We start from the raw sequence: 22,040 nt of genomic DNA, 5'->3' as shown, positions 1-22,040 counted from the left end.
GTTTTTCATCGTTGCGACGGGGAAACGAACCGGGTATAGCACGGAGCAGGCACCTGTAGCTCAGCTGGATAGAGCGCTGCCCTCCGAAGGCAGAGGCCAAAGGTTCGAATCCTTTCAGGTGCGCCACTTACCATTACGTTCAATACTCTGCGTCGCGTTCAAAGCGCGTCAGATGGTATCAAGGCCGCTAATTCACGTCGCTGAGCGATGCCTCAGATGATCCGCGAGGCGAAAGGCGAGGGCGACAATCATCAAGGTCGGGTTCGCATGGCCGCTTGTGGGAAATACCGACGCGCCTGCCACGTAGAGGCCTTTTATTCCATGCACTTTGCAGTTCCGATCGACGACGCCGTTTCCGGGATCATCGGACATCCGCGTGGTGCCCGCCGTATGCCCCATATCGATGATCGACGCCTTTTCGAAGTCGTTTTGCCTGACCCAGTCCTCGAGAACCGGTACAGGCAAACCGGCCTTCTCGAACTCGAGACACATGAGTTCCGCAAAACGCATGATGGTTCGTCGCTCCAGTTCGCCTAGCTTCCATCGCACCTCTGGATAGGGCACACCGAAACGATCGACATGGCTGGACAGGGTGACCCGGTTTTCCGGATCAGGCGCCTGCTCGCAGATCACTTCTATCGGGAGCCTCACCAGCTTGTGCGGGACACCGCCCGTCATAAATTCTTCCACTGCCATGTTCGGCCTGAAGCGAATGACCTGATCGACAATGAACCGGGACAGACCCTGCGGAAACCTTGGGTTCTGGATCGCGAGGCGCCCCATGCCCCGGACGATCAGGCCAGGGGATTTGGCGACGGTCATCCCATCCGAGAGATAGCTTTCGCTTCGCCGTTTAAGGATCCGTTTCAGGGCATCCCACGGATTGTCGGGCGCGCGTTCACCCGGCATGTAAGCTGCGCAATTCAGCAGGCCTTCGGCTTGCTGCACGCTCTCGCTTGGGGCGATGCCACGCATGTACATGTTGACGGCACCATGGGTCTTCAGCCCGAAAAAACCGAACAGCTGCGCCATTCTGTCGATGTCTTGGCTCTCGAACCCCGCCACGACCGCTCCGGCGTGATCCATGAGAAATCGACCGACCGTGTCATGGGAGTTGGCAAGTCCGTGTCGATCATGCGCCCTGGAGTTGAGCAGGATACGCGCGTTTTCAATGGCGCTCGCGGCAAGTACGACTGTTCCGGCTTTCGCGATGAACGGTTTGCCGGATCTGCTCGCACCGCGCACGCCGGTCGCCATTTTGCCTGTGGCGTTCGTGAGGATCTCGATGGCGGTCGCATCGGTCATGATCCGGCACCCACGGGCCGGCGCATTCACGAATTCTGTCCCGACATGCATCACTTCCATCGGCCTGATCGTCGAGCGTGAGAACTGCCAGAAGAACGAGCCGAGCACGGCAGGATCGGGGCGTGGTTCGGGCGGTCTTCGCTTCATCAACGTCCAAAGATGGTCATCATAGCAGTTTGCGCCCAGGTTGAGGCTTGCGGCCGCGCGGTCCAGGTGGGGGCCGAGGTCATGATGATCGATCGGCCAACCGCTGCCGGGCACCCAGTCCCGTCTTGCATAGTCAATCCCGCCAAAGGCTGCGGACTTGCCGGCCCAGGCAACGGTCGATCCTCCCAAGGTCCGGCACCTGACGCCGTATCCCTGCCGCTCGTGGCTCCAGAATTTTGTCTGAGGCGCATGGTATTTCGTTCGCCTTCGGGCTTGCGCCTCTGTCCAGGTCGCGGAATCCACGATCACATGGTTAAGCGCATCTGCATCCGGCGTTTCTTCAAGCTGCCCGCTTTCCAGCACCAGCACGTCCAGGCCCGATCCCTCGAGCCCCCTGGCGACGGTCAATCCGGCGGGGCCTCCGCCGATCACGAGCACATCGCAAGACAGGCGGTTTTCGGCATCACCATCGGCGATCTGGGAAATCTCTAGCCCAGGCACGATCCCAATCTCAGTACCGCCCCTGCCGCAAATCGCATTGCCTTCTCCAAGTCTGGTCGTCGGAATACCGAAAGGGTCTGATCAGCCCATCGCTGCGACGGGCGCCATCGGACGGCTCGCGATTGCCTTGCGAATAACCCGCTTGCGCATTCGCATGAACGGAACCGGGAACTGCGCACCCAGGGCGACCCTGCAGGTCCGTGCGAGTATATCCAATGTCGTCGAATAATCCTCTGCACGGTACTGGACGTCGCGGTGCGCCCAGTTATGCGGGTTCATCTTCGGATTGAAAGCGCGTTTCGACAGCACCGCGTCCCAGTTCGTGAACACGTGCCTGTCAGTGTCGATCAGCCGTTCCATCCCACGGGTTCGCGCCGCGGCCGCCGCGTCGTCGGGCGTATCGAAAATGACGCTCAACGCGACCGCGTTCTCGGGATCGTTGTGCGGGGACAAGCGGCAATGATCCAGGTTGTCAAAAGCTTCGGCGACGATCGGATACCGCACGCGCATCCGGTCGAGTAGCGGGTCCAGCCGGGGCAGTTGGGCATGAAGCACCGCTCCGGTCAGTTCGGATACTCTGAAATTCATGGCCGAGAACAGCGGTTCGTCGGTTTTGTCGTGGCCCCGGATGAAGCTGCCGGGATCGTGATACATCTGGGCCCGCACGAAATATCGATCGTCGTTGGTGAGCACCGCGCCACCCTCGCCGGAGGTCATATTCTTGAAGTGGTTGAAGCTGAAGGCCCCAAGGTCGCCGATGGTTCCCACCCGGTTTTGCTTGTAGCGCACACCAACGCCTTGGCAGGCATCTTCGATCACCAAGAGATCATGACGTTTCGCGATCTCCATGATCGCGTCCATGTCACAGACGAGGTTCAGCATATGCACTGGAATGATGGCCTTGGTGTGCGGCGTGATCCGGCGTTCAATGTCGCGCGGATCGATGGTCAGGCTTTCATCTATATCGACCAGGACGGGCACGGCCCCTACCGCGAGCGGCGCCAGTGCAGTGGCCACCCATGTGTAGGCCGGCACGAGCACCTCGTCACCGGGACCGATGCCAGCCGCTGCCAGCGCCGTGATCAGCGCGCTGGTTCCGCTGTTGACAGTGAGAACGTGCTTGATCCCGATCTGCTCTGCGAGTTGCGCTTCGAACCTGGCAGTGTAGCCTTGCTTGCCCCGCGCATAACGCAGCAATTGCCCGTTCGCGAGAGTGCGACCCAGAGTATAGAATTCCCGTAATCCAACTTTTGGCATGTTTTCCCCCAGCCAAATACTTGTTATGCAAACAAAGGAATTAATTGCGGCCGATGGCCGTTCGAAAATCGTATCCGAATATGTTGCGGCCTTTCAAGATTTTTGTGGGCCGGCACAGGCTGAGACCAAGTGCACCTCAGCGCCTCTCGCCCGGTGTCACCTTCGCAAGAGAGTAGCACGCCGCTTGTGCACATCTGTGGTCCTGACGTGCTTGTGACTGCGCCGGATGGTGGCTTTGAGTCGCGCCGACAGTGCCGGGCGTGCTATCATGAAGCCAATTATATCAAGTTCCATTCCGGCACCTGCCGGGGTCCTTTATCAGATTGGTGAGCCCGATGAATGTTTTGCGACCATTGCTTTTGACATCCATGATGATCGCGGGAGCCCAAGGCCGTGCCGAGGAAAATTTGCCGGAGTTCCGGCTCGGGGTACAGGCCCATTTCGAGCAGGGCTGGTCGACGCAGTTGATCGAGCGCGCGGCAGAGCTTGGTGCAGTCTCGGTGCGCGACGAAATCAGTTGGCGCGAGAGTGAGACCACGAAGGGCATCTACGATTTTTCGATCGCCGACCAGTACATGCAGCCTTTGATCGAGGCGGGGATCAAGCCTTTCATCGTGTTTACCGGAAGAAACCCGCTCTATGATGAGGGGCAAACACCCTATTCCGATGAAGGTATTGCCGGCGTGGCAAACTTCATCAGTGCGATTTACTCCCACTATGGTGCGGAGAACATTGCAATCGAGATAGGGAACGAAGTGAATTCGGATGACTTCGTGACTGGTCCGTTCGCCGAAGACAAGCCTGGGAACCTTGCCGCGGTCGTACGGGCCGTTGACGAAAAACTGGCCCGAGACAATCCCGGCGCCGAGATTGTCTGCGCGGGATTGAATACGATCGCGATGGAGTTCTATCGCGATTTCTTCCGGGCAGGGGGCTTGCTGGCCTGCGATGGCATCTCGTTTCACCCCTATCGCGATTATCCTTATACGCTGCGCGTCGAGATCGATCGCCTCAAGCAGCTGATGCAGCTTTTCGGGGGGGAAAAGCCGCTTTATGCGACGGAATTCGGTATCTGGCTGGAAGATCCGGAAGAGGCGCCGGACTACATGAGCAAGATGGTGATCGAACTTGCATCCGCAGGCGTACGTGAGGCGCATTGGTATGCGCTGACGGACGAGCCGTGGTGGCCGAATATGGGGTTGCTGGAAGAGGACGGCAAAACCGAAAAGCCTGCGGCAGACGCGTTTCGCTTCCTGCAGGAGAACCTGTTGCCGTTGGGCCGACCGGTTTCACGCAGTGATCTTCCGTCTGTCCGGGTTTTCGAGTTCGGTTCAGACGGCAAGGCCTACGCGGTTTGGGGGGCGGGCGGCAGGCTGAAGGTCGACGAGGCGGCGGAGTTCTACGACACGCGCGGACGGCGCATCGACAGGGTGGACGTGTTGTCGGACACTCCGGTCTACGTGATCGGGGAAGGCATCGACGTAACGGTGGAGTCCGCAGGGCTGGTGGCCGACAGTCTATATCAGTTCAATCAGCCGCCCTGGAGTTACCTGGTCCTACGCGCCGGCAGGTCGCTGAGACCGTTGGAGATCATTGACTGGAACTGGACCAGCTACCGCGGTTCGCCCGAGCTGGCACCGCTGGCCGTGCGCGACACCGGCATCACGACGGCGCGTTTTCACGACAAGCCATACCATGCCATAGAGCGGTTCACCGCAAACGAGGCGGGCGCGTATCTCGTCGGGGGGTGGTGGAGGACATCAGAGGATTCCGAACCGTCCCGCCTTATCATCCGGCACAATCGGAACATTCTGCTGGAGGTGCCGGAGTTGCAGGCGGATCCCTATGAACTCGATCAGTTCGAACTGGTTCTGGAAGCGGGCGATGTCGTCGATTTCGAACTGGCCCCCGCAGGACCGTCCGGCGACAGCTCGGTTCGGCGGCGGATCCAGGTTTTTCAGTTGCCGGCAGAAGAGTGACGCGGAGGAGGGTCCCAGCCTAGGCGACGAAACGCGGGTTATATCGGTAAGGCAGAATGCGTGGCACGCGGCGTCGCGCTCTTGTGCAATCAACCTGTGGATGTTTTTCGATCGTTCTGCTGGGCGTGGCGATGATGTCCGGTTCATTTCCGGTACTGTCGAGACATACACGTTCCGGGCGACGCGCGTTGGGTATGATCAAGCCCCGGCTCCAAAGCCGATCGAAGGCAGATACGTTTTTGTTTGTCGGCATTTGAACGGGCGGAAACCCATCAAGAACGGCTAAGGGCGCTTGAATTCTCTTGAAAATTGTTGATTCGGTCTGGATTTTACAGGTGAGTGTAAGCCCCTCGTTCTTTGCTTTTGTCGTACGACGCGAGGCAGACGATTTCGACGGATTGCTTCTGAACACGGGTGGAGGCGCAACCTTAGGATTAAATTGTTTCCGGTATGGAAACAGTGGCGCTAGGCTTCGTATATTGTTTCCTTATTGGGAAATTCTGTTACTTTGCAGCCACTTAAAGGGCAAAGGCGAGAAGGATCAATGCCCAGGTCATGGCGCATCCGACGACAACCGAAATTCTGAGAGTGCGCTTTCCGAACGGAACACACTGCCGCGCGGATCGATCCAAGACCTGATCCTCGGAAGCCCAATCTTTTGGCTGTGTGTGGTCCTGTGGGTGCATGACGTGTTGTAACTCGCTTAAGAAACAAAATAACTACTTTTCGTCTTGCCGGCCATTTACCGCAAGATTTGGCCGATGGCGTGCTTCACAAGACGTGTTGCATTGTGAACCTCATTCCTGGGGCATCTCGGGAACGGGAACTGCACGATGCTGTCCGTTCCTGATGGTGCGGCTGGCCCTAAAGAATATAGTACTCAATTTTAGGTTGCAAGGCTCAGGCCTTGGTGTTAGCGCCGCGGTCTTTGCTGAACTGACTGACCAGCATTCGCCTGATGGTTCCGTCAAGCAAAAGGATCACGGGGATGTACAGGGCAATCATGGTCAGACCCAGGATGGTGAAGCGCAGCAGGGCAGGGAGCTGATGCGCAATTTCCAACCTTACCGCGAAGATGTACCCGGCGATCGCCAGTCCCAGCGCCGGCAGGATACGCCAGCATCCTTTGAGAATTCGGGTCCAGCAGATGTTCGCATGACGTCTCAGAACATGGGCGTTGATAGCGAAAATGATCAGCGCCGCAACAAGCTCGGAAATCGCGATCGCCACGATGCCATAGCTTGCTGCGATCAGGATGCAGGACACGGTGATGATCGAGAAGACAAAGATTATGCGGGGGAGCAGATCGGTTCTTCCGGCCAGCGACAGGATCGGGATCGACGCATGGCCCGAGAGCCGGACGAGGCCGGTCAATGCCAGGATCTGCACCACCGGTCCCGCTGCGGCCCATTCGTCGCCCACCAGTCCGACGATCAGATCCTGACCGAGGATTGCTATGACAACGAACACCGGCGTGGCGCAGTACAGCTGGACGCGGAAGAAGATCTGCGAGAGTTCATCGAACTTCCCGGTCCGGCTGCCTTCGTCGCCCTCGCGCGCCTTTCGGAACAGCGACCACGAGAGCACTCGGACGGGCTCGCTGAATATCTCTTCAAAGCCGTTGATGATGCGTTGTGCAGCCCTGAACAGGCCGACGGCCGTCGGCCCGACGAACCCGCCGATGATGAATGTAGAGGCGTAGAGGCGCAAATTATAGAGTACCTTGGTCAGGATGATGTGCTTGGAAAAGCTTGCCATTTCCCTGACGAGGGAGAGGCCTGTCGGAAGCCGCGGTCGTACTCTGGCACTTATGCCCGTTGACAGCGCCCAAACAATTCCGTCGGCCACACGGCCCAGGGCGAGGGCCAGGATGCCGTAACCGGCAAAGAGGCCCCAGACCGCCACGACGAGGCTTGTGATTTCGCCCAGTACGGCGCAGACCGCGGCAGATTCCAGCCTGTCCTGCCAGTTCAGCAATCCAGCGTAGGCGGTTGCCGTGGCGGAAAATACAACGCGGATCGACATGAACACGCCGAGCAGGACCAGGTCGGGGGTATCGAAAAGCGGACCGGCAATGATCGCGATCGCGACGCCCGCTGCGGAGGCGAAGCATCCGCTGGCGACGGCGATGAATACCGCGCTGCCGTGTTCTTCCTCTGCGGTTTCGCTCTGCATGATGTATTCGGCCCAGCCCGCCATGGCCAGCTGCTCGAGGATCACCACGCAGGCTGCGACAAGTGCAAACAGCCCGAACGCTGCCGGGTCAACCCATCGCGCGACGACGAGAAATACCACGAACTGAATGGCTTGGATAATGACACGCGATACAAGAGTCCAAGTTCCGCCCCTGAATGCCGAAGCTGATGTGGCGCTTGTCTGGCTCGGCCTGCTCATGAGAAATTGTCTATCATGATTCCCGAATCTAAATTCTTGTTTTTATTTAATAGTGTGCAGCTATTAACACTGTTAACGTCCGAAGGTCTTACGAAAGTATCGGTGCAGGTGCAAAAGCCCAGAGTTAGCTGATGCAAGCCACTGGCATAGACAGATCAAGTTGCTATCATCAGTTTCTTTATGGTGGATTTAATGATTCGAAATGTGCTTTAAATTGGGACGCCCTGTATTTGCCAGCTCTTCCGGACCCGGAGTCCAGTGCCTGGTATGGCTTGTTGCACTCGCAATGCTTGTTCTGACGACAGGTGTATCGGCGGCGACACCTGAAGACTATCTGATAAATGTTGGCGACGAACTCGAGCTGGACGTGCTCGACGATGCCGATCCACCGGAGCGTTTCATCGTCGGCCGCAACGGGGCTGTGCAGCTTCCTTTCATCGGCAGTTTGGTCGTGTCATCCAAGACTGTTGGGGAAGCACGACTGCAGATCAAGGAAGCGTACATCGAACGAGAGATCTTCGTGAACCCCTCGATCGAATTGTCCATCGCAGCGTTTCGGCCGATCTCTGTTCTGGGCGACGTGCGTGAACCCGGCAACTACGACTACCAACCGTTCATGACTGCCGAACAGGGCGTCGGCCTGGCCGGCGGGCCGACGATCGCGGCCAACAATGAGGAAGCGCGCGTGCTGGAGCGTCGCAACCTCGAAGGGGCGCTGAACAATCACGAATTCGATCTGGCGCTCGCGGCGGCGCAGTATGCGCGTGTGCAGGCGCAATTGCAGGGGCAAGACAGCGCCTCATGGTCGAACCTGCCCGAGGACGCCAGGGCCGACATCAACCGCGAATTGTTCGATGAGCACAAGATCAAGGAGGATCAGATCATCGCCCTGTCCGCGGAGGATGTCTCGAAGAGGCGGAAACTGCTTACGGATGCGGCGGAGGAGGCGCGCAATCGTATCGCATTGCTGGAACAGCGCGAAGTCATTCAGGGGCAAATCCTGGAGGTCACGGAAGCGGACCTGGCCCGGGTCAAGGACATGGCCGAACGCGGATTGGTCAAGACTTCGAGCGTCAACGCGAGCGAACTGGGATTTGCCCAGGCGCAGAGCGACCTGCTGAGGCTGAAGGAGCAGAAATCGGATGCCCGCGGACAGCTTGCGGATATCGAGTCCGAACTGTCGCAATTCGACTCTGATCTGAAGAAGCAGCATCTGAATGAATCGCAGATGTTCTGGAGTGATATCAAGAAGCTGAAGGCAAGCAGGGCGTCTATCGAAGACCGGATTCGTCTGCTGGACCAATGGATGAGCGCGGCATCGGGCCTGGATACCGAATACCTGCTGGAGTACCAGGTGCGCCGGCGTGAGAACGGCCAGTTCGTGAACGAGGTCCTGGAACCCTATGACGAGCTGTTGCCGGGCGACCTGCTCGTGGTCGTCGTCAAATCGCCGGATACGCTCGAGACCGAGGGATGAAACCGACACCCCATACGCGCAGCTGGCGGGATACTGCCTTAGAGGCAGGCACGAGCAGGCTTCAGCAGCCTTTTCAGTCGATCGATCTGATGGGGATGTACTCGGTTCTGGAGCGGAACCTGCGACTGATCCTGGCGATCGTGGTTTCGTTCACTGTTCTCGGCTACATTTACCTGCAATCGCTACCACCTGAATACTCTGCGCGTGCGTCGGTCATCCTCGATACCCGAGAGGAGCAGATAACCCCTGCGCAAGAGGTGATTTCGAACCTCAACGTGACGAGTGCGGTGCTGGCTGGGGAAATCATAACCATACGCTCGAACGTCTTGATCGGTCGGGTCGTGGACAGGTTGGACCTGACCAACCATCCCGAATTCGATCCCCGTTTGCCGCGTTGGCCGGGTCTCTGGCCGTTCATCAAGCGTTTGGTCACGGGAAGCGAGCCCAGTCATGAGGTTGCCCAGAGGCTGCCCGACAGCGTGCTTCGGTCATGGGTCGTGGACGCGCTGCGCCAACGGATCGCCGTAGAGCAGGTGGGTGTGTCTTACGTGATCGCCATCAGGGTAGACAGCGCGGACCCGGAACTTGCCGCGGAAATCGCGAACGCAACGACGGAAGAGTATATCGAGAGTCTGCTCGATACGAAGGCCGTGGCCACACAACGCGTCAATTCCTGGCTTGCTGAAAGGCTGAACGAATTGAGCGTGCAGGTGGAGGAAGCCGACGACGCGGTCGTGGATTTCAAGGCCGAGATGATAGATGCAGCCGGGGGCAGCGAAGAGAGCATCAATCAACTGCTTGCAGAGCTGAACATCAGGTTGGTCGCGAGTACGACGGAAAGAGCGGATTCGGAAATTCGCCTGCGCCAGGTCGAAAATCTGTTGGAGGAAGGTGGCTTGGACGCAGTGGGCGATGTCCTGACCTCACCGTTGCTTGAAACTCTCCAGCAGGACCTGGCGGAGTTCGCGGCCACCCGGGCGCAATTGCAAAGCTCGCTGGGGCCGCGGCATCCGGACATGATCCGGATATCGGCGCAGATATCCGACATCGACAGAAGCATCGAGGGCGAGCTGCGCCGCAGGGTGGAGGAACTGCGCAGCAACGTGCGTATCACCGGAAACAGGGAAACCGCGCTGAGAGATCAGATCCAGATCGTATCGGAGCAGGCCGACAAGCTGTCGAAGGACTCCGTTCGGCTTGGACAGCTGGAGCGGAGCGCGGCGGCAACGAGGCTTGTTTACGAGAACTTCCTTACACGCTTCAAAGAAACCAAGGCTCAGGCTGATTTCCAGACGCCCGAGGCCCGTGTGATTGGTACGGCGGTCACGCCTGTCGTCCCGTCCGGGCCGAAGAAGACGCTCTTTTTGCTGTCCACGATGATAATGGGGCTGGCCGCCGCGATCGGGTTCGTCTTCCTGCGCAATCTGGTTCGCTCGCCTGTTTCGAACTCGTCGGAACTCAGGGCGCTGACGAACCTACCGAACCTGGCGGTTCTGCCCTATGTCCGCAGCGCGTTCAAAGACAAGAATGCTTGGCTGAGACACGAACTCGTTGCAGAGCAGGGGTCGCCCTACCTCGAGCGGGTCAAGGCCATTCGCACGGAACTCTTCAATGTCGATCACGGAGACCAGCCCAAGGTCATCATGATCACCTCATCGGTCCCGGATGAAGGCAAGACATCGCTGAGTTGCACCCTTGCGAAAGTGCTCATCCAGCCGAGGAAATCCGTTCTTCTTATCGATGCTGATCTGCGCCGTCCGGATATTCGCCAAGCTCTGGACATGCCGAAAGACGGCAGTTGTCTGGTTGACTTCCTCGAGGGCAAGATAAAGCAGCAAAATCTGATCCAGAGGTCCGAGTTACTCGGGATCGATGTCATTGCACCTTGCCGAAGCACGGACAAAGCCTCCGATCTGCTGTCTTCTCCGGCCTTGTCGGGGCTGATTACGCGCGTGTCGCAAAAGTACGACATGATCGTCATCAACGCGACCCCGATCCTCCATCTTTCCGATACGCTGCTTCTGGCCGGTTTGTCCGATGCCACTCTGTTGGCGGTGAAGTGTGACAGCACGTCCTCCAAAGTCGTCACAGAGTCGCTGCATCGCCTTGAGAAAGCGAAGGATGCCAATGTGGTCGGGACGGTTTTGACGATGGTGCGTCGTTCCCATTCAAAGGGAACGGAACTCGACATGTTCAATTACGAGTACTAGGGCACATTGAACGGTGAAGGTCGCTATCGTCCATTACTGGCTGGTTGGCATGCGCGGAGGCGAGCGGGTCCTCGAGGAACTCGTCCGCCTTTATCCGCAAGCCGATTTGTTTACCCATGTGGCGGACCGCGAGAAGTTGTCCGATCTTCTGGCGAACCAGAAAATCGTGGAAACGTTCGTTTCCCGACTGCCGTGGGCCAAACGGCACTATCAGAAGTACCTCGGCTTCATGCCGCGGGCCCTGGAAGAACTGGACCTGTCCGGGTACGACCTGGTCATTTCATCGGAAAGCGGGCCCGCCAAGGGCGTCATCGTACCCCCGGGGACACCGCATATCTGTTACATTCACTCGCCGATGCGGTACATCTGGGATCACTACCAACTGCACAAGTGGCAGCTGGGGCGGTTGGGCCGCATGTATTATTCCCGTCTTTGCCATCGGCTGCGCATCTGGGACGTAACGACAGCGGCGCGGGTCGATCATTTCGTCGCCAATTCGACGTTCGTCGGCGCGCGGGTCAAGCGCTACTATCGCCGAGACGCCAGCGTGGTGCACCCGCCGGTCGATCTCGAACAATTCGGGCTGCCCGACGCAGACGCGGAGCGCAAGGCCTACCTGTTCGTGTCACAACTGGTGCCCTACAAGCGTGCGGACCTCGTGATCGAGGCGTTCCGTGGCTTGGACCAACAGCTGATTGTCGTTGGCGATGGAAGCCAGCGCGCGCAACTTGAAAAGAACCTGCCCGCGAACGTGACGCTGCTTGGAAGCGTGCCCGCTTTGGACCTGCGCAACCTCTATCAGACGTCGCGCGCCCTCGTCTTTCCGGCGGAAGAGGATTTCGGGATCGTCCCGGTGGAGGCAATGGCCTGTGGAACTCCGATATTGGCCTATGGGCGTGGCGGGGCCCTGGACAGCGTCGTGGATGGCAAGACCGGCCTGTTCTTCGACGCGCAGACGCCGGAAGCCATCCGTGAAGTGATCCAAAGGTTCGAGGATCAAACCGAGATGTTTGACCCTTCGGTGATCCGTGCGCATGCTGAAACTTTCGGAGGAGACCGTTTTCGACGCGAATTCACTGAGATCGTCGATGGAGTGCTGGCAGCAGGCGCCGCGTGACCTGGCAAGTCCTGCTTGGTTCACGCAACGCTCGGCCAAGACAACGATGCCGTTTGCGAGCCGCACTTCATGACCTAGCCGGGACGCCACAATGACTTTTGCCCCATTCGCTGCCATTTTCATAATAGCTTGGTTGTGGGTGGTTCTGCGCAACCTGGAGAAGGGGATCACCTTTGTGATCGCCGTCCTGCCTTTCGGGATGTTCGCGGCGATTAGCCTGGCCGGGCTGTCTCTACTTCTTGCGAACTTTCTGGCGATGCTGACCATAGCTGCATTGGTCGTGCGTCGGATGGCATCCCGGACCTCGGGTACGACGGTGATGTTGCCGCCTGAGAGCAGGTACCTGGTCTTTTTCGCCGGGTACGCGCTGTTTTCGGCGTTTATCCTTGTGCGCCTGTTCGAGGGTGACTTCCTGGTCTTCCCGCTGAACCTCAACGCCGGGACAACTCAGGTCAGCATCTCTTATCCGTCCGCCATGTGGCTATTGCGACCGAGCGGTTCCAACCTTTCGCAGTCGTTCTATATCCTTTTGTCCTGCGGCTTTTTCCTTGCTGCGATCAGTGCGGCGAAACGCTGGGGCAGCCATGTCATAGAGTTTGGGCTCGTCTGCGCAGCGTGGATCAACATCATCCTGGGCATCCTGGATTTCCTGGCTCTGGATGACTTGCTGGCGATTATCCGGACAGCCGATTATAGCCTTGCCAATCAGCAGCAAATGGCGGGCTTTGCGCGGGTCATCGGCGGGTTCTCCGAGCCGGCGAGTTTCGCTGCGGCGTCGTCCACTCTTACAGCCTATTTCACGATGTCCGCATTGATAGGCCGGAAGTCGCGCGATGTCATTTTGGCCATTGGCAATATGGTGTGCACAGTGCTCGCGTTCTCCTCGACCGGCACAGTGGCGTTGCTGGGGGCTGGCGTGCTGATCCTTCTGCACGCCCGCGGTTTTCTGACAAACACATTGTCCCGGACGTTTGCGCATGCGCTCGTCATCCTGGCCGCGGCCGTTGTTTTCGCGACATGCCTGTTCGTGCTTCTGACACCCGCCACGGATCTGATCTCGGACATGATCGAACGCCTGATCCTCGAAAAGCGCAACTCGATGTCTGGCATAGAGCGCCGCGCGTGGGCCTACACTGCTTTCGTCGCCTTCTGGGAAACATGGGGGCTCGGGGCAGGGGCAGGTTCGCTCAGGGGGAACGGGTTGTTATCCGTCCTGATGGGGAGTGTTGGACTGCCGGGCGTGATCGCTTTCGCGGGGTTTCTGTACTATGCGGTTCTAAAGCCGATCGGACACCAGGACGCAGAAATCCAGCGGATGTTTTACGCAAGCAGGGTCAGCAGTCTCACCTTGCTTTGCTCGATGCTTTTGTCGGCCACTACGGCAGATCCGACGCTATTGCTGATGTCCGTGGCCGCACTGGCGGCCGTCTCGCGCGACGCATCTGTGCGTGTCTCCAACAATCTCGGCCGTGACGAAGAAACGGCCCATCAACCAGGCATGCCGCTGCAAGGCAGAGATATGCGGAGTTAGAGCGATCAAGGAATGACCGTCGATCTGAAAAAAGACGTATTTTCAACACATTCTACGAAAAAATTAACAAAAAAAACCTTTAACCTCTGGCGGTTATGCCTTCCTTCTGCCGCAATTTCTTAATTTTCGGTAAAGATTTGAGGCAAAAAGGGCAGTATGATCTATAATTGAACGTGTCCCGATTCTCTAATCGGTCCAATTCGTTTTGTCTTTCGTACGGTAACCATCATGCTAGTCCCATTTAAGTCAGTGTCTGTATTATGAGCTCAAGAGATCAAGTTCATGGGGAAACAGATCTAAGGGCACTTCACCAAGGATATGTCGGCTCCCAGTTCCTCGCCCCGAATAAGATCAGAAGTGACCGTGTTCTGCGATCGCTTTTCGACAAGTGTTTCGCATTACTGGCGCTCTTGTTCTTTGCACCGTTCATCGTGCTTATATCGCTGGTCATCCTGCTGAAAGAGGGCGGACCCGTATTTTATGAACACAAGCGCGTGGGTAAGAACGGGAAACAATTCAAATGCTTGAAGTTCAGAACGATGGTCGTGGACGCGGATGAGCAATTGCGAAAGCTGCTCGAAAGCGATCCCGAGGCACGTGCGCAATGGGCCGCAAACCAGAAGCTGGACGACGACCCTCGGGTGAGCTGCATCGGAGAGTTCTTCCGCAAAACGAGCCTGGATGAATTGCCCCAGTTCTGGAACGTGCTGAGAGGGGAAATGTCCATCGTTGGTCCGCGCCCCATCGTCGAGGACGAGCTGGTCCACTATGGCAGTCATTCCTACGAGTATCTTTCCGTCCGTCCGGGCATCACAGGTCTTTGGCAGGTGAGCGGTCGCAGCAATACCACCTACGAGGAGCGGGTCGCTATGGACGTCGAGTACGTACGTCACCGCACATTCTGGGGGGACGTGCGGATCATTCTAAAAACCGTGAAGGTCATTCTTACGGTGGATGGAGCGAAATAGACGTTCAAAAGCTTTGAAATCTATACCGCAACAGTTCCGATAACCGCGACCCAGAAAGTGCCGCAACCGAGAACGACGGCCAGCCTAAGTGTGTTGCCGGAAATCGATTGCACAATACCACGGCACGCCGAACGGCCGGCAAAAACATAGGTTTTCATTATTGTCTGCTCGTTTCTTATTGCTCTTTTCCAAATGGTGGCGGACAGTTCGTAGCGTGTCAATATATGCGTTGGATCGTTGGTATTTTTTTGTGGTTTAGTGCGATGAGAAAGCGTCTTGCGATATGCGGTTGATAGTCGCAATCCCGTCTACGAACCGGTGTTCGATCCTGACGCCAACGGTAAAGGATCTGGAACGGCAGACCCGCAAACCGGACCTGACCCTGCTTATCGTGGCCGACGAAGGGGACGTTTGTACCGACGCCGTTTCTGACTTGCCGTTTCAGGTCGCCGTCATCCAGACCGAGAGGGGGCTTACGACCCAGCGGAACGCGGCTCTGGCCATGCTGCGAGAAGACGATATCGTGCTCTTTCTGGATGATGACTTCCTTCTCGCACCCGACTACCTCGCCAATCTGGAACGGCTTTTCAAAAACAATCCAGAGGTCGCCATGTGCACCGGTCACGTCCTGGCGGACGGAATTCATGGACCGGGGCTGAGCCATGACTATGGCCGTACGCTTGTTTCGGAACCTGCTGATGCTGACGATTTTGCCCTGACACCCGTGTATAACTGCTACGGTTGCAACATGGCGCTCAGGGCCAGGCCTGTCGTGCAGAACAATCTGCGGTTCGATCAACGGCTGAAAGCCTATTGCTGGCTCGAGGACGTAGACTTTTCCCGCCAGGTCGCCAGCTATGGAAAGATCGTCACCTCCCGTTTGCTGAGGGGGGTGCATCTCGGCACGAAGACCGGTCGAGGCAGCGGTCAACGGTTTGGCTATTCCCAGATCGCAAATCCTCTGTACCTCGCCAGGAAAGGGACCATGTCCAGGACTCGCGCCTTGAACATCATGTCCCGAAACCTGATCAGCAATGTCGTTAAATCGTTGAAGCCCGAGCCGGAGGTCGATCGCAGGGGGCGGCTCATCGGTAATTTTCGTGCCTTCAAGGACTTGGCGCGCGGGCGCCTGAGTCCTGAACAGATACTCTCGTTCGAGTGATGCAGGTGCAACTCGACCGTGTCGTCATCCTGAGCGATTTCTCCACTGTCCAAGGAGGGGCGTCGAAGCTGGCGCTGCTTCACGCGCGGTCTCTGGCGGACCGGACGGTGCCGGTAACGTTCTTTTCGGGAGATTCCCATTGTCTGTCCGAAAAAGGCGTCGACGCGGTTGCGGCGGGGGGCAGCAGGTTGTTGGAGCAGGGTAAGGTCAAGGCCGCGCTTGGCGGGCTTTGGAACGCGAATTCACTTCGGTTGCTGTCGAACTGGGTGGATGCGAATGACAGCCCGGGTACCGTCTACCATGTTCACGGCTATCACCAAACGCTCTCACCTTCGGTACTTGCCGCCCTGCGGCCTGTCGCCTCGCGAACGGTCATGCATGCGCATGATTACTTTCTGGCGTGTCCCAACGGCGCTTTCTTCGATTTCAGATCGGGAGAAACCTGCAACCGCCGGGCGTTGTCCTCGGGGTGCGTGCTGAGGAATTGCGATAAGCGCAGCTATGCTCAGAAGCTCTGGCGTGTGGCGCGCCAGTCGTTGCAGAACCGCGCCCGGAGGCGGCTGTCGGCCGGTGTCACAACGATCCTGATCCACGAAGCAATGGAGGCCCGCCTGTTTCCAGATGGGGCGGAAGGGCCGGTGCGCACTATTCCAAACCCGGTCGATCCGCTGTTGCACGCACCACTCGCGGCGGAACGCAACCGGGATATTCTCTACATAGGAGACATCCATGCCTACAAGGGCGTGTTCCTGCTGGCGGAGGCAGGCCGGCAGGCAGGTGTGCGTGTGACCTTCGTCGGCGAAGGACGGGATAGGGCAAGGCTTCTCGATGAATACCCCGAGCATGTCTACAGCGGTTGGCAGGATAGGGCAGGGCTGCAGGCAGCCATGAAGAAAGCGCGGCTGCTGATCGCGCCTACGCTTGGTCCCGAGCCATTCGGCCTGGCACCGGTAGAGGCGCTTTTGTCAGGTGTGCCCGTGATCATATCGGACAGCATGCTGCTCAGCCAGGATATCAACAGGCTTGGCATGGGCCGAAGTTTCACGGCTGGCAACCAAGAGGCGCTGGCCGCCGTTCTGCGGGAACTGCGTGGCAATGATCGCGCCGTCGCTGACATGTCGCAGGCCGCGAGAACCAGTGGCCGACACTTGTCGCTGAGCGCGGAGCAGTGGTGCGATGCGCTGTGCGACCTCTACAGTAAACTGCTGAAAGATACCGTGGCAGGTCAGGCAAGAGCGCGCCTTACGCCACGAGAGAGGGCAAATGCCACGCGGCCTTAGCCGGGGAAGTTTCGGTTCCGCCAAATCGCAGACTCGGCCCGAAACCATTTGCTGAGCGTGTATGGGCCAGGCTCCTTCAAAACCTGGTCCGGGGACGTGCCTTGGACTTGCTGCCGGGCACTTTCGCTTGACACTGACGTGGTGCAGAGGGTCGAATTCGCATGTGCCGCTTCTGGTTTTCGTCAAGCTTGGGTTTGCATGGCAGTGGGATAGGTTTCTTTCCAAAGTTTGGTTCAACGTGTTTTTTTACGGGTGATAGTCCAATGTTTCTTCGGCACTGCGTGGCCCTGATTTCCGTCTGGTTTGCTTTTGATCCACGCGTCTCATGGTGCGCCCTTGACCATGCGTGACGCTGGCAAGCAAGCGTCGAAGCCGCTGAGGTTGGCTCTGGTTTACACGCCCGGCATGGCGCTGACCGATGCGCAGGCCATGCTGATTGACCGCCTGAGTGCCTCGGGAGAGTTCCGGCTTGTCGGAAAGCTTGCGGGTCAAAAGCCGACTGCGATGCAGCGGCCGCCTTTTCCGCTTCGCTGGGTGCTGGCGGCAGAGCGATATATCATGCGCCGCCGTATTGCAGCCTACGACACCGCGGCAGCGACCGATCGGCTGGCGGAGCTGTCCGAGATCAGTCACGATTCTGCCCGGCCCGCCTATGACGTGGCTCTCGCCCTGAGCGACAGCACGCTTGCTCGAGAGCAATTGCAACAGGCGCGCGTCGGCGAGGTTTCTGTCACCTACGAGGGATCGGCGACGCCTGACTGGATCGGGACGTGCCGCACGGTCTTCGCGGCGCCCAACGTCAGGGTGGATATCGTTCTTCGAGCGGCGGGCAAGAGCAGTGGGCGAACCCTGCGCCGCGCAGCTTACAATCCGAAGCCGGGGGCCGTTCTGACCGGGGCATTCGTCGCAGAGAAGACCGTCCTTTTGCTTCTACGGACATTGAAGGACCTGCAATCCAACCCAGATCTCGGCCAGGACGCGGCGGAACCACTGCCACCGCGCGCCCCGTCGGGTTATGCTGATCTTCTGCCCTATTTGGCCAGTTTTCTTTCGACTGCCTGTCAGAGGCTTGCCCGGCGCCTGCCCGGAAAGCTGGCGCGCCCGAATCCGACTTGGAGGATCATGAGCGGCGCCTCCGATCCGACGGATATCGCTCTGCGTGACGCCTGGGATCTTCCGAATAACGCGTATTTCATGGCGGACCCCTTTCTGTTCGAACACGATGGCGAGACATGGATCTTCTACGAGGCCATGGGCCCGAACGACAGCAACGGTTGGATCGAAGCGGCGCGGTTGGGGGAAGGAACATTGTCACCTTCGGTGGTGGCGCTGAAACGTCCTTACCATCTGTCGTATCCTTACGTGTTTCGAGACGGCGCCGACATTTTCATGCTTCCTGAAACACAGCAGCAAATGCGATTGGAAGTCTGGAAAGCCAAGACGTTTCCCACGGAATGGGAACTGCACGCGACTGCGTTCGAGGGCGAGTATCTTGCCGATAGCAGCTTGTTCCGGGCAGAGGATGGACAGTGCTGGCTCCTGACCAATCTTTCGGACCATTATGCCTTTCAGGATCATTCCAGCGAACTTTACCTCTTTGCGGTGGACGGTCCTGATCTCACGACCATCGTTCCGCATCCGCAAAATCCTGTGGTGATCGGCTCTGATGTTGCGCGGAACGCGGGGTCCGTGATCCGCACGGAGGCGCGCATTTACCGCCCATCCCAGAACAACAGCTTCGGCGTGTACGGGTACGGGCTGAATATCATGGAGATCACGCGGCTCGATCCCGTCGCATACGAAGAAAGGCTGGTGCGGACGTTTACGCCCAAGGACAAGCCGGGCAGCATCGGTCTGCATCACCTCGACATGCTGCGGGACCGGTATGTGATCGATTGGTGCACGACCTCACCTGACAAGTAGACGCTCTCAGTGAAGAAGGGGGCCGCATGGCCTGCCGCGTCAACTCGACCGCATCTTCTTGCGGCCAAGCAGCCTGAGCGTGGTATTCCGGCCGGCACGAAGCACGGGGTACAGCAGCCCGGCGCGGGTCTTTGAGCGAAATACCCAGGCATTGAATCGATTGAATGCACCTTCCGGCGAACTAAGCAGGGACAACGCATGAATGCAGTCTTGCCCGTGATACAGCTTGCCTGACATCTTCAGCACCATGCCTTCGTCAAGATCCATGTCATGGGTTTTGACTTCGTCGACTTCGGGCCCGCCGTCCCGCGCGTTGACAAGGCGCAACGGACCGACGGCGTCACGGATGCGAACAAGCTCTACATAGCGACTGCAAAACGGGCACTCACCGTCATACAGCAGCCAGTTATCCGCTTTGTCCGGCGGTGAGCCGGTCCCGGGATCCGCGCCTAGTGAAGACAATAGGATAAATCTCCTTTAAAGACCGGGCGGAAATACAGGGCTTTTTGCAAAAAGATCGACGGAGCCACATCGAGATCGGGGTCGGCTTCGTTGTTTTCGCCGCGTTTGAAAGTCCGCTGCTCGCCGTTACGGATATAGGTAATCTCCAGATCCGGATCTTCAACGTTCGCGACGCTTCGGCGAAGTTCGAAGTAATTCACATATACGTCGAACTCCTGCCCGACATAGCCGTAGCGCGCCGGATGTGTCTTCAGCTCTTCGATTTGCTCGTTGTTCGAATCAACGATTTCCACAAGGTCGTCCTGGATATGGAACAGGGGCACCCTGGGCATAAACAGGTGATTGTTCGTGCCGCCTTCGGTCCTCATGTTGCTGTACATGGCGACGCTGGTCGTTGTCTTTAACCCTATGTAGGGTGACAGGGAATTTATCACCACGAGCACGAAGAAGACCCACAGAAAACCTGGTTTCGAGGTCCACATCGGCGTAACGCCGGTCCCGGCGAACAAGCCGTGCCGGATATGCTCACGTATGGTGGCATAGAGCAGGGCCGTCGCGACGCCGAGCGTCCAGATAAGCCAGACCCAACTGGGTTTGATGACCAGGGCGCAGGCCAGAAGCAATCCGCTCACGCATGCAAAGCCCAGAGACGGCGACACCCACGGCACGAGTTTGTTGCGCAGGCCGTCCGCCCAGTCCGCCACCTCGCGCAGAACCTTCAGCAGGGCCGGTGCGGCGACGAGAATGTACAGGGAAATCATGAAGGCGGAGAACGGCCAGTGACCCATCAAGCCAAGCAAAACGTGGAATGGGACACCGAAATAGAACGCAAGAAGTCGCGTCTTGCGGATCGCCAGCATCAGCGGAAGAAGAGTTTCCGCGACCATGAAGAACCAGAAGTAGAATTCGACGCTCGCGATCGAAAGAAGGGGCGACAGGATCGGGCGCCTGTCATGCACCTCCTCGATCATTCCCTTGAGGCAGCTTATATCGAGGTTGAAAAAGCCGGTGTTCAGCTTTGAAACGATGATGGAAAAATAAATGAAAGCGAAGGCGGCGCCGCACACCGGAGCGAATTTGTCGAACCAGGCGTTCGCCAAATCTTGATCGAACGGAACGTGTCGACGCCTGAAATACACGACCATCCAGATCAGGGCCGCCAGCATGGTGACTGACAGGAAAGTGTCGGTGAGAATGTGATTCACGACATAGGGCCACTGCGAAACGAAATAGGCGATACTGGCGACGATCATGGCGCCGAAGAGCCAGACCCGGCCGGGAAACATGAAAACCAGGATTGCTAGCGCAGCGAAAATGTAGCCGAGGATCAAGCCTTCCTCGAACCACACGATGTAGAACACCAGTTGGACCAGGCTTTGCGCGGCCCATGCATGTGAAAAAATGGTTAAGCCGTTCAGCTTGGGTAAGGAGCGCTCGGAATTCATTTGTCGATCATTATAAAATATCAGCAGAGCCGAAACTAACTATTGGCTAGAGATGATTGCAAAAGAGAAGCCGTTCCCGCAAGCTTTTTGACGCTCGATCGGACAAAATCTGACGTCGGACACGGGCAGTCATCATTACTTGTCGGTCAAAACATGCTGAATTGGGCCGATCAGTCCACGACAGCGGCTCCGGCTCGGGTCTTCTGCACGCGCTCGCGATCTATTCGATGATCCACAGAATCTCTTTTTCCGCCCAACCCACCGTACTCAGGATCGAGAAAACCAGGCCGCGTACCGCGTTGGCAGGCCATTTTATGCCTTCGCCCATCAGGTTGTCCCAGTCCACTGGCTCGGTTTCCCCGTCAGCTGACACCATTACGAGGTCTGACATTCCCGCCCAGCGAAAGCTGGTCCAGGCGCGCGGGATGTGAAAGCGGTCGGTGACGACAGCAAGCTGGCCGCTTGCCGCTTCCCCAAGTAACTGGTGGGAGAACAAGGCGTTCTGAAGCGTGGATCCCGAGCGGCCCTCGACGATGATCTTGTCGGACGGCACGCCCAGATCGACGGCAAAGTCCCTCATATCCTCGGCCATGCTGGGGCTTTCAGGATGAATGATGCCGCCGGACAGGACGAGTTTCGGGTCGTGGCCCGCCTCGCGCTGCGTGAAATACAGCTCGACCCCGGCCCGTGTGCGCATACCGGTTCGCCCCTCCCGGTCGTCTCTCACAGGACCGGAAGACAGGACCACGATGGCACTGACCGGGCCCTGTACCGGATCCTGCCGGTAGGTTTCCACATACACCCGCATGGCGCCGACCAAGAGGAGGTAGGCGACCACCACGAACAACAGCAGCTTTCCGAGACGGCGCATCGGGTCACTCT

15 protein-coding genes and 1 tRNA gene are annotated in these 22,040 nt (G+C 58.0%); 10 read left to right on the top strand and 6 right to left on the bottom strand.

Features of this window, described 5'->3' with window-relative positions; all coding sequences use genetic code 11:
- The first annotated feature begins 49 nt into the window (after positions 1-49).
- Positions 50-126: transfer RNA gene (locus RBB31_RS11555), tRNA-Arg, on the top strand.
- 66 nt (positions 127-192) lie between these two features.
- Here the strand turns inward: RBB31_RS11555 and RBB31_RS11550 are convergent.
- Both RBB31_RS11550 and RBB31_RS11545 read right to left on the bottom strand, forming a co-directional pair.
- Entirely contained in the window at positions 193-1,953 is a 1,761-nt protein-coding gene (locus tag RBB31_RS11550; RefSeq protein WP_306129445.1) for a GMC oxidoreductase, read from the bottom strand.
- An 81-nt stretch (positions 1,954-2,034) separates the two neighbouring features.
- On the bottom strand, positions 2,035-3,150 hold the full coding sequence (locus RBB31_RS11545) for a DegT/DnrJ/EryC1/StrS aminotransferase family protein (RefSeq protein WP_306129444.1): 1,116 nt from the start codon (positions 3,148-3,150) through the stop codon (positions 2,035-2,037).
- Between the two features lie 428 nt (positions 3,151-3,578).
- On the opposite strand from RBB31_RS11545, the gene RBB31_RS11540 reads away from it, so the two are divergent.
- The gene (locus RBB31_RS11540) at positions 3,579-5,189 is read left to right on the top strand and encodes a hypothetical protein (protein WP_306129443.1); all 1,611 of its coding nucleotides are present in this window, start codon (positions 3,579-3,581) and stop codon (positions 5,187-5,189) included.
- A gap of 900 nt (positions 5,190-6,089) precedes the next feature.
- On the opposite strand, the gene RBB31_RS11535 is transcribed toward RBB31_RS11540, so the two are convergent.
- Positions 6,090-7,583 (bottom strand): oligosaccharide flippase family protein, encoded by a 1,494-nt coding sequence (locus tag RBB31_RS11535; protein WP_306129442.1) that lies wholly within the window; start codon positions 7,581-7,583, stop codon positions 6,090-6,092.
- 286 nt (positions 7,584-7,869) lie between these two features.
- Between RBB31_RS11535 and RBB31_RS11530 the strand changes: the two genes are divergently transcribed.
- The 8 genes from RBB31_RS11530 to RBB31_RS11495 all read left to right on the top strand — a co-directional run bounded on the left by RBB31_RS11530 (position 7,870) and on the right by RBB31_RS11495 (position 19,251).
- Positions 7,870-9,060 carry a polysaccharide biosynthesis/export family protein gene (locus RBB31_RS11530; RefSeq protein WP_306129441.1) on the top strand — a complete coding sequence of 397 codons (1,191 nt, stop codon included), beginning with the start codon at positions 7,870-7,872 and terminating at the stop codon, positions 9,058-9,060.
- Positions 9,057-11,270: a polysaccharide biosynthesis tyrosine autokinase gene (locus tag RBB31_RS11525; RefSeq protein WP_306129440.1), complete on the top strand. Its 2,214-nt coding sequence runs from the start codon at positions 9,057-9,059 to the stop codon at positions 11,268-11,270. The genes RBB31_RS11530 and RBB31_RS11525 overlap by 4 nt, the downstream gene beginning before the upstream one ends.
- Before the next feature lie 49 nt (positions 11,271-11,319).
- Positions 11,320-12,387 (top strand): glycosyltransferase, encoded by a 1,068-nt coding sequence (locus RBB31_RS11520; RefSeq protein WP_306129461.1) that lies wholly within the window; start codon positions 11,320-11,322, stop codon positions 12,385-12,387.
- Between the two features lie 133 nt (positions 12,388-12,520).
- Positions 12,521-13,918, top strand: a complete 1,398-nt coding sequence (locus RBB31_RS11515) for a hypothetical protein (RefSeq protein WP_306129439.1) — start codon at positions 12,521-12,523, stop codon at positions 13,916-13,918.
- Between the two features lie 350 nt (positions 13,919-14,268).
- Positions 14,269-14,886, top strand: a complete 618-nt coding sequence (locus tag RBB31_RS11510; RefSeq protein WP_371931322.1) for a sugar transferase — start codon at positions 14,269-14,271, stop codon at positions 14,884-14,886.
- Between the two features lie 283 nt (positions 14,887-15,169).
- Positions 15,170-16,048: a glycosyltransferase family 2 protein gene (locus RBB31_RS11505; protein ID WP_306129437.1), complete on the top strand. Its 879-nt coding sequence runs from the start codon at positions 15,170-15,172 to the stop codon at positions 16,046-16,048.
- Positions 16,048-17,328, top strand: a complete 1,281-nt coding sequence (locus tag RBB31_RS11500; protein ID WP_306129436.1) for a glycosyltransferase family 4 protein — start codon at positions 16,048-16,050, stop codon at positions 17,326-17,328. Before RBB31_RS11505 ends, RBB31_RS11500 begins: the two co-directional genes overlap by 1 nt.
- 342 nt (positions 17,329-17,670) lie before the next feature.
- A complete protein-coding gene (locus RBB31_RS11495) occupies positions 17,671-19,251 on the top strand; it encodes a hypothetical protein (RefSeq protein ID WP_306129435.1) in 1,581 nt (526 codons plus the stop codon).
- Positions 19,252-19,290: 39 nt separating this feature from the next.
- Here the strand turns inward: RBB31_RS11495 and RBB31_RS11490 are convergent, their stop codons facing one another.
- From RBB31_RS11490 to RBB31_RS11480, 3 genes are all read right to left on the bottom strand, one after another.
- Positions 19,291-19,713: a DCC1-like thiol-disulfide oxidoreductase family protein gene (locus tag RBB31_RS11490; RefSeq protein WP_306129434.1), complete on the bottom strand. Its 423-nt coding sequence runs from the start codon at positions 19,711-19,713 to the stop codon at positions 19,291-19,293.
- Positions 19,701-21,158: a hypothetical protein gene (locus RBB31_RS11485; RefSeq protein ID WP_306129433.1), complete on the bottom strand. Its 1,458-nt coding sequence runs from the start codon at positions 21,156-21,158 to the stop codon at positions 19,701-19,703. Before RBB31_RS11485 ends, RBB31_RS11490 begins: the two co-directional genes overlap by 13 nt.
- Before the next feature lie 220 nt (positions 21,159-21,378).
- Entirely contained in the window at positions 21,379-22,029 is a 651-nt protein-coding gene (locus RBB31_RS11480; RefSeq protein WP_306129432.1) for a YdcF family protein, read from the bottom strand.
- Positions 22,030-22,040: the final 11 nt, after the last annotated feature.

The sequence above is a fragment of the Roseovarius sp. MMSF_3350 genome, from assembly GCF_030733425.1.
GTDB lineage: Bacteria > Pseudomonadota > Alphaproteobacteria > Rhodobacterales > Rhodobacteraceae > Roseovarius.
This window is presented reverse-complemented; position numbering and strand designations above follow the sequence as displayed.

What these genes read in the sequence shown, in the direction of transcription:
- RBB31_RS11540 (WP_306129443.1), top strand. Translation starts at nt 3,579, where the DNA reads ATGATGATCGCGGGAGCCCAAGGCCGTGCCGAGGAAAATTTGCCGGAG.
- RBB31_RS11520 (WP_306129461.1), top strand. Translation starts at nt 11,320, where the DNA reads ATGCGCGGAGGCGAGCGGGTCCTCGAGGAACTCGTCCGCCTTTATCCG.
- RBB31_RS11500 (WP_306129436.1), top strand. Translation starts at nt 16,048, where the DNA reads ATGCAGGTGCAACTCGACCGTGTCGTCATCCTGAGCGATTTCTCCACT.
- RBB31_RS11535 (WP_306129442.1), bottom strand. Translation starts at nt 7,583, where the DNA reads ATGAGCAGGCCGAGCCAGACAAGCGCCACATCAGCTTCGGCATTCAGG.
- RBB31_RS11505 (WP_306129437.1), top strand. Translation starts at nt 15,170, where the DNA reads ATGCGGTTGATAGTCGCAATCCCGTCTACGAACCGGTGTTCGATCCTG.
- RBB31_RS11530 (WP_306129441.1), top strand. Translation starts at nt 7,870, where the DNA reads ATGCTTGTTCTGACGACAGGTGTATCGGCGGCGACACCTGAAGACTAT.
- RBB31_RS11480 (WP_306129432.1), bottom strand. Translation starts at nt 22,029, where the DNA reads ATGCGCCGTCTCGGAAAGCTGCTGTTGTTCGTGGTGGTCGCCTACCTC.
- RBB31_RS11525 (WP_306129440.1), top strand. Translation starts at nt 9,057, where the DNA reads ATGAAACCGACACCCCATACGCGCAGCTGGCGGGATACTGCCTTAGAG.
- RBB31_RS11495 (WP_306129435.1), top strand. Translation starts at nt 17,671, where the DNA reads ATGCGTGACGCTGGCAAGCAAGCGTCGAAGCCGCTGAGGTTGGCTCTG.
- RBB31_RS11485 (WP_306129433.1), bottom strand. Translation starts at nt 21,158, where the DNA reads ATGAATTCCGAGCGCTCCTTACCCAAGCTGAACGGCTTAACCATTTTT.